14 protein-coding genes are annotated in these 12,771 nt (G+C 60.7%); 6 read left to right on the forward strand and 8 right to left on the reverse strand.

Going from position 1 to position 12,771, the window contains the following annotated elements; genetic code table 11:
• Nucleotides 1–14 precede the first annotated feature (14 nt).
• From FH975_RS01240 to msrB, 4 genes are all read right to left on the reverse strand, one after another.
• Complete coding sequence (locus FH975_RS01240) at nucleotides 15–1,244, reverse strand: HRDC domain-containing protein (RefSeq protein WP_162319685.1); 1,230 nt, start codon at nucleotides 1,242–1,244, stop codon at nucleotides 15–17.
• Entirely contained in the window at nucleotides 1,244–1,849 is a 606-nt protein-coding gene (locus FH975_RS01245) for a DUF3000 domain-containing protein (RefSeq protein WP_162319686.1), read from the reverse strand. Before FH975_RS01245 ends, FH975_RS01240 begins: the two co-directional genes overlap by 1 nt.
• Nucleotides 1,850–1,923: 74 nt before the next feature.
• Nucleotides 1,924–3,003: a threonine aldolase family protein gene (locus FH975_RS01250; protein WP_162319687.1), complete on the reverse strand. Its 1,080-nt coding sequence runs from the start codon at nucleotides 3,001–3,003 to the stop codon at nucleotides 1,924–1,926.
• Between the two features lies 1 nt (nucleotide 3,004).
• Nucleotides 3,005–3,415, reverse strand: a complete 411-nt coding sequence (gene msrB / locus FH975_RS01255) for a peptide-methionine (R)-S-oxide reductase MsrB (RefSeq protein ID WP_162319688.1) — start codon at nucleotides 3,413–3,415, stop codon at nucleotides 3,005–3,007.
• A gap of 70 nt (nucleotides 3,416–3,485) precedes the next feature.
• Here msrB and FH975_RS01260 point away from each other — a divergent pair, with 70 nt between their 5' ends.
• A complete protein-coding gene (locus FH975_RS01260) occupies nucleotides 3,486–4,817 on the forward strand; it encodes an alpha/beta hydrolase family protein (RefSeq protein WP_153077561.1) in 1,332 nt (443 codons plus the stop codon).
• Here FH975_RS01260 and FH975_RS01265 read toward each other — a convergent pair.
• Together FH975_RS01265 and FH975_RS01270 are read right to left on the reverse strand one after the other, a co-directional pair.
• On the reverse strand, nucleotides 4,809–5,516 hold the full coding sequence (locus FH975_RS01265) for a glycerophosphodiester phosphodiesterase family protein (RefSeq protein WP_162319689.1): 708 nt from the start codon (nucleotides 5,514–5,516) through the stop codon (nucleotides 4,809–4,811). The two genes, FH975_RS01260 and FH975_RS01265, sit on opposite strands and share 9 nt — an antisense overlap.
• A 20-nt stretch (nucleotides 5,517–5,536) precedes the next feature.
• Nucleotides 5,537–5,989 (reverse strand): SufE family protein, encoded by a 453-nt coding sequence (locus FH975_RS01270; protein WP_153077563.1) that lies wholly within the window; start codon nucleotides 5,987–5,989, stop codon nucleotides 5,537–5,539.
• 119 nt (nucleotides 5,990–6,108) lie between these two features.
• Between FH975_RS01270 and zapE the strand changes: the two genes are divergently transcribed.
• The 3 genes from zapE (at nucleotide 6,109) to gndA (ending at nucleotide 9,802) form a co-directional block, all read left to right on the forward strand.
• Nucleotides 6,109–7,173 carry a cell division protein ZapE gene (gene zapE, locus FH975_RS01275; protein WP_153077564.1) on the forward strand — a complete coding sequence of 355 codons (1,065 nt, stop codon included), beginning with the start codon at nucleotides 6,109–6,111 and terminating at the stop codon, nucleotides 7,171–7,173.
• 85 nt (nucleotides 7,174–7,258) lie between these two features.
• Nucleotides 7,259–8,191, forward strand: a complete 933-nt coding sequence (gene ppk2, locus FH975_RS01280; protein ID WP_153077565.1) for a polyphosphate kinase 2 — start codon at nucleotides 7,259–7,261, stop codon at nucleotides 8,189–8,191.
• A 150-nt stretch (nucleotides 8,192–8,341) separates the two neighbouring features.
• Nucleotides 8,342–9,802, forward strand: coding sequence for an NADP-dependent phosphogluconate dehydrogenase (gene gndA / locus FH975_RS01285; RefSeq protein WP_153077566.1), 1,461 nt, complete (start codon nucleotides 8,342–8,344; stop codon nucleotides 9,800–9,802).
• Here the strand turns inward: gndA and FH975_RS01290 are convergent, their stop codons facing one another.
• Entirely contained in the window at nucleotides 9,803–10,252 is a 450-nt protein-coding gene (locus tag FH975_RS01290; protein ID WP_328821721.1) for a reverse transcriptase-like protein, read from the reverse strand.
• Nucleotides 10,253–10,304: 52 nt separating this feature from the next.
• On the reverse strand, nucleotides 10,305–11,150 hold the full coding sequence (locus tag FH975_RS01295) for a Nif3-like dinuclear metal center hexameric protein (protein WP_162319690.1): 846 nt from the start codon (nucleotides 11,148–11,150) through the stop codon (nucleotides 10,305–10,307).
• Between the two features lie 70 nt (nucleotides 11,151–11,220).
• Between FH975_RS01295 and msrA the strand changes: the two genes are divergently transcribed.
• Nucleotides 11,221–11,760 (forward strand): peptide-methionine (S)-S-oxide reductase MsrA, encoded by a 540-nt coding sequence (gene msrA, locus FH975_RS01300; protein ID WP_153077615.1) that lies wholly within the window; start codon nucleotides 11,221–11,223, stop codon nucleotides 11,758–11,760.
• A 71-nt stretch (nucleotides 11,761–11,831) separates the two neighbouring features.
• Nucleotides 11,832–12,764 (forward strand): cysteine synthase A, encoded by a 933-nt coding sequence (gene cysK, locus FH975_RS01305; RefSeq protein ID WP_162319691.1) that lies wholly within the window; start codon nucleotides 11,832–11,834, stop codon nucleotides 12,762–12,764.
• The last annotated feature ends 7 nt before the right edge of the window (nucleotides 12,765–12,771 follow it).

Here is a 12,771-nt window from a genome sequence, read left to right on the forward strand (position 1 = left end):
CTGGCCATCATCAGCTAGAGGTCGATCAGTTCATCAGGGTCAAGCATGGCCACCGTAATGATCGCTGAGGTTTCATTGACCTGCCATGGACGTGCCCCATACTCCTTCAGGGCGGCCGCCACTGTGTCCGGATCGATGACAATCGGCGGGGTCCAGCAGATCTGCTTCAGAACGGCCGGGGCCAGCAACGACTCTGGCATCATCTGGAGCTGTTCTGCCCGTCGCGCCAGGCGGTCGCGGGCCGTGCGGAACTGTCGAAAAGCCAGCGGATTGCGGTCCTTCCAGGTACGCGGCGGGGGAGGAGCGCCGGTTGAACGCTGGCGTGAGGGAAGATCCTCCGCGGCAACTCCATCCTGGATGGCACGCAGCCACCGCGGGGCTTCCCTTTTCGCAGCGCGGCCCTGAAACCCAGGCACGGCCGTAAGCTGTGGCACCGTGCGTGGAAGAGCATCTGCGGCAGCCACGAGCGCGCGGTCGGGCAACAGATGTGTCGGTGCCACATCGCGGTTCTCAGCCAGCGATTCCCTCGCGTTCCAGAGTTCACGGAGCACAGCCAACTTGCGTGGAGAATTCAACTTGCTGAGCCCCGAGGTCTTCCGCCACCGGTCTGACCGGGGAATACTAGTTGGCTCAAAGAAGCGGAGGTGGTCGAACTCCTGTTTCGCCCACTCCGTTTTGCCTTGCGCCTCCAATAGCGCGGAGAGTTTCTCCCGCAGTGCCATGAGCAGTTCCACATCAAGAGCTGCATAGCGCAGCCACTCCGCGGGCAGAGGGCGTCGGGACCAGTCAGCGGCCGAGTGCTCCTTGGCCAGTCGTAAGCCTAGAAGGTGCTCCACGACAGCACCCAGTCCCACTCTCGGCAGACCCGCTAAGCGCGCGGCAAGCTCTGTGTCGAAGAGCTGATGTGGATACATGCCCAGTTCTGCCAGGCATGGAAGGTCCTGCGTGGCCGCGTGAAGAATCCACTCTGAGTTGCCAAGCGCCTCCTGAATAGGGTCGAGTGTTTCGAAAGGCTCCGGGTCGATGAGCCAGATGCCGGACTGAGCGCGTTTGACCTGGACTAAGAAAGCTCGTTGCCCGTAGCGGAAACCCGAGGCGCGCTCAGCGTCTACGGCCACCGGACCATACCCAGCCGCCAGAGCCTCCGCGGCACGTGCGAGACCCCGCTGGCTGTCAATAACAGTGGGGACACCGCCGTCGGGCTCCGTGATCAGTGGCAGCTCTTCAGTCTCGGGATCCGCCATCAGCCCCTCCGAATATGCGGCAGGGCGACGACTCCGTCAGGGAGCGGTGGGAGCCCCGCAAAGGAACAGACCATATCGGCCCAGGCTTCCAGATGTGGTGCGAAGAGCGAGTCCTCGGGCGTCCAAGAGGCGCGCAGCTCGACATCGTTGGTCGCCTCGCGACCTCCCAGAGATCCGAATGACTCTGACAGAATGCGGGTCGCTGTACCACCAGCATGAGAGAAGTTGACCCCGTGCTGCGCCAATGAATCGCTCAGCCACGTCCAAGCGACCGAAGCGAGAAGCGGGTCATTACCCATTTCTGGCTCTAGCTCGGCGCGGATGTAGATCACTACCCGGAAGCTCCCACCCCACGACTGCTGGCCTGCTGGATCATGAAGCAGGATGAATCGGCCGGTAGCGGGATGATCGGCGATCTCGGCGCCCAATGCCACAGAGTAGGGTGCTAGCTTCACCGGGGCAGGTACTTCCTCGACCACCGCATCAGCACGAGGCGAGGCTCGGCGCAGCTGATCGAGGGCACTGCGGAACAGGGCAGGTACCTCCTCGAGGCTGGACGCCGGCCGCGCTGGGCTTCCGGCGAGGGGGCCGAATACACTCACCATCTAAGACTATGGAAACCCCCCACGGTACGGGGTCAGGCACGCCGCACAAAGACGGAGATCCGGAGAACCGCACGTCATCCGGGCTCGTGGGCAAGCTCCTTGGCAGCAGCGCGCCGGACAAGATCGTCAATCTGCTCATCTGTGGTTTCCCAGGAACACATGAGGCGCAAGACCGGGTTACCTGTCGGGGCCGTATCCCAGGTATGCGCCAAATAGGTACTTTGAATCCGCGCTGCCATGTCTGCAGGAACTTCCGGGAAGACGGCGTTAACGGACGGTTCGGCGCTGAGCTGGACTCCCTCCAAAGCCTGGAGGCGTGCGCCGAGCTGGGCTGCCTGGGCGTTAGCGTGATAGGCATTGCGCTGCCACAGATCTGTGGCGAAGAGCTCAAGCAGCTGTGCGGCGATAAAACGCTGCTTGCTTGCCAGTTGCATTGAGAACTTTCGGATGAATCCCATACCGGCGACCCTCTCCGGGTTGACCACCACCAAGGCCTCAGCGGCCAGGGCGCCGTTCTTGGTGCCGCCCAGGGACACCACATCCGCACCCGATTGGGCTACCAACTCGCCCAGGCTTACGCCCAGTGCAGCCGCGGCATTTGACAGTCTGGCGCCATCAATATGCACGCCCATACCGTGGTAGTGAGCGGTCGAGGAGACTGTGGCGAGCTCTTCTAGGCTGTAGAGCGTGCCCACTTCTGTGGACTGAGTCAGTGTGACCGCCAGTGGTTGCGCGGCATGCACGAAACCCATCGCGCCCAGCTCAGCCTTAACATCCGCGGATGTCAGTTTGCCTTCGGATGTGGGGCGGGGAAGGAGTTTGATAGCTCCCAAGCGTTCTGGTGCGGCGCCCTCATCGTTGTTCAGATGAGCTCCCATGCTGCATATGGCCGCCCCCCACCTCGGCAACATCGCCTGCAGGGCGACCACATTGGCGCCAGTGCCATTGAAGACCGGATAGATCTCAGCCTGAGACCCGAACTCCGATTTGGCCCAGTCCAGCAGCTGCGCCGAGACACTGTCACCGCCGTAGGGTACAGCTGCGTGCTGGTTCGCTGTACTGAGGGCAGCCAAGATGCTGGGGCTGACGCCGGCGACGTTATCGGAAGCGAAGCTCGGATCAAGGTGCGTACCGGAAGAGCGCTGTTTTCCCATCTCAGGCAGTCACCGTGCCGTCAGCGTCTGCCGCAGGCTCGAAGGTCATGGAGGCAGAGTTGATGCAGTAACGCAGGTCGGTCGGGGTGTCGAACCCTTCCCCTTCAAACACGTGCCCCAGGTGCGAGGCGCATGAGCCGCACTGCACTTCAATGCGTGTCATGCCCATGCTCGAATCGTTCACATACGTGACGTTGGAGTCCTCTGCCGGCTTGAAGAAGCTCGGCCAGCCGCAGCGTGAGTCGAACTTAGTCTCAGACTCAAAAAGCTTCGCGCCGCAGGCCTTACAGAAGTAGGTGCCGGGCTCCTTGTTGTCCCAGTACTCTCCTGTGTAGGGCCGTTCGGTGCCTCCCTCGCGTAGTACATGGAACTCAAAATCGCTGAGCTTATTGCGGAATGGATCGTTCTGCATGGACCCAGTTTAGGGGTCTTCGCTGAGCGCGACGTACAGTAGAGAGAAGGTCGGAGACAGTGGGAGGACTATGGAAGCTGAGCTCAGGCGAACCTGGAAGCGGACCGTCGATGCGGCCGAATTAGCCCAGGTCATAACAGATCGAAAGGTCCGGCAGTTGCTGCGTGGCGTCCGGCGAGAGCCGGAACCCACGCCATGGATACGAGCAGCGCTGTTAGGTGCCGGAACGGGCCTCGCCGTAGGAACGGCACTTGCGGGAATCATGTCCAGTGCCTCCGCATACTTGGCCCGCGTGGTTGTCACACCCGTCCATGATGAGACGGAAGACCTTGAGGTCCTCGCTGTGATCGAGGACTCAGATGGGCTTCAGGTCATTCTGCCAGTGACCGCCGACACTGTGGTGGAGGGAACTTACGGGCTGCACTTTGATCGGGGTAGCTCTGTGGCGCAGATCGGTGAGATCACCTCACTTGAGCCAAAGCACGGAACAGTCACGCGCAGAGTTCTGGGCGTCAACGGCGGAGACTTGCGGAAAACGCGGTCCGCATTCATCAGCTCCGCTTTGTATCGCAACCCTGCAGAAGCCGGGTTCGACTACTCGGAGGTCACACTAAATCTGCCGGTGGGCGAGGCCCCCGCTTGGTACGTGCCGAACCATAACCCAAAGGGCCCACTAGCTGGGAAGAACGTATGGGGCGTCATGGTGCACGGACGCACTGGGACACGAGTGGAGGGCATTAAGGCGCTCAATACTGCCCGTAGGCTCGGCATGGAATCGTTGTTGGTCTCCTACCGCAACGACGGCGTCGCTCCTGCCGGCCCGGATGGCCTCTACGGACTCGGTGGCACAGAGTGGGAGGACGTGGAAGTGGCGGTTCAGTACGCCCTCGACCACGGCGCAGGGGATGTTGTGCTGTTCGGCTGGTCCATGGGGGGAGCCGTGGCCTTGCAAACCGCCGATCAGTCGCCGCTCTCCCCACGAATCCGAGGCATGGTCCTCACCGGACCAGTCATTGACTGGATCGACGTCCTGAGCCATCAGGCGAGGGCGCGCCGAGTGCCGGAACCAGTCGGTAAGCTCGCCCAATGGCTCCTCTCCAACGACGCCGGACGGACCGTGACTGGACTCGCAGCCCCGCTGGACCTGAAGGCGCTCAACTGGATTGCCCGCTCCGACCAGCTGCATACCCGCAGTCTTATTTTGCACAGTGTCGACGACGAGGTGGTTCCCTATCAGCCGAGCCGAGAATTGGCTGAGCGAAACCGACTGGTGAGTTTCGTGCCGTTCCACCGAGCACGCCACGTCAAGGAATGGAACTGCGACCCGGAACGCTGGGAATCTGCCGTATACGAATGGGCCACTGACCTGTTCAGCGCGCCGTTGCCGGGCCAGTCACCCTGAGGGGTCGAAACCCTCAAAGATGACGTTGTCCCCCAATGTCAGAGCTCGGTCCATATCGCGTCGTGTAGTAATGGTCCACAAGAGGAGCGGCCACTTCCGTCTAATGAGCCAGGACCTCCTCTTGGTGGTGAACCCGAACTCGTAGCCCACGTAATGTGGCCGCGACACTGTGGTGAAGGCCAAGTTCTGCAGAAGCAGCCGAGTGCCCCAGCTCATGGAGCGCACGTCAGCCAAACGGCCAGCGAGTTGGCCACGGACAACCTCCGGAGCGTTGCGGTAGAACCACCCGACGATGAACGGGTCGAATGACTGCACTGCCAGCGGGCCGCTGTAGTCACCCAACACTGAAAATGTCGCAGCGGCTCGCAAGTACCGATGATCGCCTGCTTTGATCTCCACGAGCACCGGCACCCGGCCGTCAATGAAATCTAGGGTCTCGGTCAAGGTAGGTGGGTGCTGATCGGTGCCTGCAATACGAATGTCTCGGAGCTGCTCTACCGTCAACTCCCGAATCCGCTCAGGACGGTCAGAGAGTCGAGCGAGATCAGTGTCGTGGTGGACGACCATTTTGTCATCGGCCGTGAGCTGCACGTCGAGTTCTATAGGCAGCCCCGCCTCAATGGCAGCGTCGAATGCGGCCAGCGTGTTCTCGGGCGCATGCACGCTGTGCAGCCCCCGGTGCGCCACGGGCCGTGCCACCAACCATGAGGGAACCCTGCTCACTGGGCAGCGGCCATCTGCTGCCGAATGTTGTGCTTAATCCGCCCCAGCATGGCTGCCATCCCGCGCAAACGCAGCGGTGTGATCGCCTTCGCCAAGCCCAACCTCTGGTGCAGATCATCCGGCACCGCCAGAATCTCGTCGCCACTGAGTCCGGACAAGCCCTGCTGCAGGATTGAGGCGAATCCACGGGTGGTGGGCGCCTCCGCCGGGGCGGCGAAGACTAACTGAACCGTGCCGTCGTCGTTGTGCTCAATCGCCAGAAACAAGGGTGACTGGCATTCGACTACCTGTTCCATAGACTCCGAATAGTTATCGCCGTACTTAGCTGGCAGTTCAGGCAGTTCACGGGAGAAGTCGAGCAGCAGCTCCAGCCGTTCCCGGTCACCCACAGAGTGAAAGTCCTCGGCGATCTCGGCGAGGGCCGAGGGAAGATTCGGATCGTCAGTCATGGGTTAAGCCTAGCCCCTGAATCAGCACGCACTGTGACGAGGTGCAGAAATCCCGTACGGAAAAAATGCTCAGGTGGGAGCTGAAGAGGACCACCTGACGTCGGCGTAAAGTGGTGGGCATGTCTTCTGCTGTCCAACCGTTGTCCGAACGCTCGCCCCAGGTAACTGTCGACGACCTTCTTGCGGGCTTGCGGCCCTCCTTCAGGTTCTCTGATGTCTCATTCGACAGCTATATCCCCGATCCGGAACATCCCTCTCAGGAGAAGGCAGTCAACGCCCTGCGTGAGTTCTCCGGCACAGTGGGGAAGCAGGCGTCGTCGTTCTTCGGCAAGCTCTTTGGTGGCAAAGCAAAACCGCAAGGGCCTGCGGGCATATACCTGGATGGAGGGTTCGGTGTCGGAAAGACTCACCTTCTGGCGTCGCTCTATCACGCTGCAGAGGCACAAGGGGTGCCAGAAGACGAACGTGCTTTCGGGACGTTTGTGGAGTACACCAACCTTGTGGGAGCGCTCAGCTTCCGCAAGACGGTCGAAGTGCTGAGTGACTACCAGCTCGTCTGTATTGATGAATTCGAGCTCGACGACGCCGGAGACACCACGCTCATGTCACGGTTGCTCCGTGAGCTCGCCGATGCGGGGGTGAAGCTTGCGGCCACCTCTAACACTCTTCCCGGATCTCTGGGAGAGGGAAGGTTTGCAGCTGCCGACTTCAAGCGCGAAATTCAGGTACTCGCCGACCAGTTCCGGGTGATACGAGTCGACGGTGAGGACTACCGGCACCGCGGACTGCCTGAGGCTCCGGCTCCGCTGAGCACCCAGGAGCTGGAAGCCTTCGCCGAGAGCAAGTACCCAGACCAGGCTCGCGCGGTGGATGACTTTGATGCTCTCTGCGATCACTTGAGCAAAGTGCACCCCAGCCGGTATCGCCAGCTGGTCACCGGAGTTGACGTGCTGGTTCTCAAAGATGTGGCAACTGTCGAAAGCCAATCCTTGGGGCTGCGGTTCGTCGTTCTAGCGGATCGGCTCTATGACCAGGACATAAAACTGATTGCCTCTGGGGTTCCGTTCGATCAGATGTTCACTGAGGAGATGCTCTCCAGCGGCTATATGAAGAAGTACTACCGCACAGTGTCCCGTCTGACGGCACTGGCACGGGCCGGCCAGATGGGAGAGCAGGCCTTATAAGCTGGTAAGTCATCGTTCACATGACGTTCACAGACGGGTGCTTCTATATCGGGAACGTCATAGTCGGCAGAGAGAGTAGGCAGAAATGGTCAAGCAGGAATGGTGGGAGGGCCTTGAGGCAAATAAGCCTCGGCAGAACCTCCGTGAGTTTATCGACCAGCTGCGTGCCGGAGGCTACACCGTTCAGGACGGGCACACCCCCGACCCCGACCTGATCGATCCTCAGGGAAACGCCGTAGAAACCTGGCAGGAGAACTACCCCTACGACCAACGTATGAGCCGTGAACTCTACGAGATCGAGAAGTACCACCTGCAGGTGGAGCTGCTGAAATTCCAATATTGGGCGGAAGACTTCGGTCTCAAGCATGTGATCGTCTTCGAAGGACGCGACGCGGCTGGCAAGGGCGGAACGATCAAACGATTCACCGAGCATCTCAACCCGCGAACTGCCCGGGTAGTGGCCCTCTCAAAACCTTCTGACCGGGAACAAGGCCAGTGGTATTTCCAGCGGTACGCCTATTACCTCCCTACCGCCGGTGAGATGGTGCTGTTCGACCGCTCCTGGTACAACCGGGCGGGAGTGGAACGGGTGATGGGTTTCTGCTCAGATGAGGACTATGAGATGTTCATGAAGCAGGCTCCCAGGTTTGAGCAGATGCTCGTCGACGCGGGAATTCACCTGACGAAGTTCTGGTTCTCGGTTACGCAGAAGGAGCAGCGCACTCGGTTCGCTATCCGGCAGATTGACCCTGTCAGGCAGTGGAAGTTGTCTCCGATGGATCTGGAGTCTTTGGACCGTTGGGAGGATTACACCGACGCGAAGGAGGAGATGTTTCGGCGAACCGACACCGACCACGCGCCCTGGATGACCATCAAGTCCAACGACAAGAAACGTGCGCGGCTCAATGCGATGCGTCATTTCCTGTCCCAGTTCGAATACGAAGGCAAAGATCACGCAGTTGTGGGCGAGCCGGACCCGCTGATTGTTCAGCGCGGGCGCAACGCGGTTGGCGACTAGTCGCCCACCGGCCAGGGAGCCCCTGAAGGGCGGCGTTCCATCAACACGAGGCGGCCCGTGCCAGGCTTCCGCTGCTGAGGTCCTCACGCGATAGGATCGATGAGGCAATACACACTTGACACCGACTGATCGCTGAGGGAGACGCATTCAATGGGCGCTGATATTGGAGTAACCGGCCTTGCCGTGATGGGCGCAAATCTGGCTCGAAATTTGGCGAGGAACGGGTACACCGTTGCCCTGCACAATCGGACGGTGGGTCGGACTGACGCTCTGATCAATTCCTACTCATCTGAGGGGGAGTTCGTCCGGACCGAGTCCCTGGCCGAGTTGGTCGAATCTCTGGAGCGCCCTCGCCGGGTGCTCATCATGGTCAAGGCCGGCGGACCGGTCGATGCCGTAATTGATGAGCTCACACCGCTGCTCGATGAGGGTGACATCGTCATCGATGCCGGAAACTCCTATTACGAGGAAACTCGACGCCGCGAGGCAGCATTGCGCGAACACGGCCTGCACTTTGTGGGCGTGGGAGTCTCCGGAGGGGAAGAAGGCGCGCTGAACGGTCCGTCGATCATGCCCGGTGGTTCTAAGGAGTCCTACCAAACGCTGGGCCCAATGCTGGAGAAGATCGCAGCTGACTACCACGGGGAGCCCTGCTGTGCATGGGTAGGCACTGATGGTGCAGGACACTTCGTGAAAATGGTCCACAACGGCATCGAGTACGCCGATATGCAGGTCATTGGTGAGTCGTACGACTTGATGCGCTCCCTGACCGGCCTCGAGCCCAGCCAGCAGGCGAAGGTCTTCCGGGAGTGGAACACCACCGACCTTGCATCGTATTTGATCGAAATCACGTCTGAGGTGTTGGAGCAGGAGGATGAGCTGACCGGCCGGCCCCTGGTCGACGTCATTGTTGATGCCGCAGGGCAGAAAGGCACTGGCCGCTGGACTGCCATCTCCGGAATGGACGTCGGGTCGCCGGTGACTACTATTGCTGAGTCAGTCTTCGCGCGGTCTATTTCCTCCCAGCAGGAGCTGCGCAAGATCACCAACCAGGTCTTCCCCGCAGGTATCAGCGAGGCGGTCACCGCAGAGGAGCTCTACGGGGCCGGGGACGCTCGTCAGGATTTTGTGGAGGATATCCGCAAAGCGCTATACGCCTCAAAATTGGTCTCATACGCGCAGGGCTTCGATATGCTCACTGCCGCCGGAGCCGAATACGGGTGGGAACTGGACATGCGCGCGATCGCAAGTCTCTGGCGTGCGGGGTGCATCATCCGCGCGGATCTGCTCGATACAATCATGAAGGCCTATGAGGCACCAGCAGACGAGCGGCCGGCGAACCTACTGCTCGCACCGGAGTTCACTGAAGCGATCAGCGAATGCTTACCAGCCTGGCGCCGAGTAGTAGCAGCCGCTGCCACCTACGGAGTACCAGCCCCCGTGTTCAGCTCTTCGCTCGCCTACTACGATTCGCTCCGCCGGGATCGATTGCCGGCCGCTCTAACCCAAGGTCTCCGCGACTACTTCGGCGCCCATACCTACCAGCGCATCGACAAGCCCGGTACGTTCCACACTCGCTGGTCTGGTGACCGGACAGAAACTGAAGCGTAGTTACCGCACCTGAATCGCACTGGCTGCCGGGTCCCAATCTCTCCCGGCAGCCGAGGCGTCCATGGCCTCGTTGCTGAGTCGGTCGGCGTCGCCGTTTTTGGCTCGGGGGATCCACGTGTAGGTGACCTGCATAGGGGAGAGGATTTGAGTGGCCTGATGGGCCAGGCGTTTCATATCGTCGTGCTTGATCTTCCAACGCCCGCTCATCTGTTCCACGACGAGCTTGGAGTCCATGCGGACTTCCACCTGGGCCTCGGGGTTGATGTCCCGAACCAGCTGCAGTCCAACGATGAGACTTGAATACTCGGCCACGTTGTTGCTGGCCTTTCCCAGGGGCAGAGCCTTGGCTGCCAGCACATTCCCTTGCTGGTCTCGCACGAGAGCACCTGCCCCCGCGATTCCGGGATTTCCACGGCTGCCGCCGTCGGCTTCAATAATTAGGTCAGTCACAGATGAGAACTCTACCGCCGCACGCGGTGGTCGCCGTACAGGCCAGGTGGGTTCAGTGACCAGGAGTAATGACAAAGTCCCACGGATCGGTGTTAATCCCGGACACGGCAATCTCCACCTCGAAATCTCGATCGAGGAGCGCCCGGTCCAGCGTCTGGGCTGCGGCAGGAAGCCACAACCACTCGCTAGCGAAGTGTGAGACGTCAATGAGGTAGGGCCGTTGCCCTCGTGCGGCCTCCCTGGCCTCAGACGCTGGATGATGTCGCAGATCCGCGGTGATGAAGACATCAGCTTCTGCCTCCCGAGCCGCGTTGAGGAGCGAGTCACCTGCCCCGCCGCACAGGGCAACCTTCTGGATGAAAGCATCTCGGTCACCCGCCACCCGAACGCCTCCCGCGACTGCCGGGAGAACCCCGAAGACCGTGGCAGCAAAGTCTCCCAGCGTGGTCCCCTGCGGCAGCGACCCGATTCGCCCTAGGCCCTCCTCCGGCAGTCCAGTCTGCGTCGGTGCCAGCGGGCGTGTATCGGCCAATCCAAGAATTTCGCACAGCACATCATTGACCCCTCCCACGGCCGAGTCACCGTTGGTGTGTGTTGTCAACAGGGCGCACCCGGATTCGATAAGCCGGTGAACCACCTCACCTTTGAAGGTGCCGGCCTCCACACTTGTCACTCCGCGCAGCAGCAGCGGGTGGTGCGTGATGAGCAGGTCCGCCTCCGCTGCACAGGCCTCATTCACCACGTCTGATACCGGGTCAACAGCGAAGTGAATCTTGCGCACCGGTGAGTCGCGGCGACCGGCCACCAACCCCACTGCGTCCCAGTCCTCCGCGAGGTATGCGGGCCATAGGTCCTCGACAACGTCGAGCACCTCCTGCAGTGATGGAGTTTGTGCCATGCCTCATTTCTACCCTGTCCGAACCGTGAGCTCCAGGAATGAACCGCAACTGCGTGCAGTTGGCACCGGTATGACTGAACGGACCGTAGTTCTTGCCGCCGGATGCTTCTGGTGCCTGGACTCCATTGCTCGCAGACTCATCGGAGTGAGCCAAGTGCGCTCCGTTTACACCGGAGGGACCGGCCCAGCTCACTACCATGCAGTCTGCTCAGGCACGACCGGTCATGCTGAAGGGGTTGAGATCACTTTCGACCCGGAGAAGCTGCCAGCAGAGGTGGTCTACGAGATCTTCTTCTCCACGCATGACCCCACCTCTCTGAACCGCCAGGGCTACGATGTCGGAACCCAGTACCGATCCGCCATGTTCTACACGTCGCAGGAGGAGAAGGCTGAGTTCCAGAGGGCGATCGACGCCGCCCAACAGCACTTCAGCGGGCCGATCGTCACCAGCCTCGAACCCCTGGGAACAATCTATGAGGCTGAGCCCGAGCATCAGGACTTTCATTCCCGCCAGCCCGGAGTCGGATACTGTCAGTTCATCATTGACCCAAAGATTGCCAAACTCCGAGCCGGATGGAGCCGGTGGCTCCGTGAAGAAGTCGCCGCATAACCGCAGCCCGCATCGCGCGGATAGTCTGGTATCCGGAGACCAATTGTCATGCCATTGAAAGGACCACATCCATGCCCATGCTCAACAACATCAGCGAAGCGATCGGAAACACACCGCTGGTCAGGCTGAACAAGCTTGACGCCGACCTGCCCGGAAATGTGGCGGTCAAATTAGAGTTCTACTCCCCGGCTTCTTCCGTGAAGGACCGGATTGGTGCTGCCATTATCGATGCCGCTGAGGCCGCTGGAGTCCTGCAGCCTGGGGGAACGATCGTGGAAGGCACCTCCGGAAATACCGGCATCGCCCTGGCTATGGTGGGCGCGGCGCGCGGGTATCGAGTGGTCCTGACTATGCCCGAGACTATGTCGACTGAACGCCGGGTAATGCTGCGTGCCTACGGTGCCGAGATCGTGCTGACCTCCGGTTCGGAGGGGATGCGCGGTGCGGTAGAGAAGGCGAAGCAGATTGTTGAAGAGACTGAGAACTCGATCTGGGCCCGCCAGTTCGCTAACGAAGCGAACCCAACAGTCCACTACAACACCACCGGTGAAGAGATTTGGCGCGACACTGAAGGTGAAGTAGACGCTCTGGTTTTCGGCATCGGCACCGGGGGAACGATCACCGGGGCAGGGCGTCGTCTGCGGGAGTACAAACCCGACATTCACATCGTCGCAGTGGAGCCGGAGGACTCACCGATCCTCTCCGGTGGTACACCAGGGCCCCATAAGATTCAGGGCATCGGCCCAAACTTCGTCCCCGACATTCTGGACCGCAGCATCTACAACGAGGTCATCACGGCCAACCTCGAGGAGTCTTTGGATACTGCCCGCAGGCTTGGCCGGGAAGAGGGCATACTGGGCGGAATCTCCACCGGAGCCAATGTTGCCTCCGCCTTGCAGCTCGCGGCGCGCGAAGAGATGCGGGATAAGCTCATTGTCACTGTCGCCTGTGACTTCGGAGAGCGATACATCTCCACCATGCTCTTTGAGGACATTCGCGGCTAAGGACACC

The organism is Nesterenkonia haasae (assembly GCF_010119385.1).
Classification (GTDB): domain Bacteria; phylum Actinomycetota; class Actinomycetes; order Actinomycetales; family Micrococcaceae; genus Nesterenkonia; species Nesterenkonia haasae.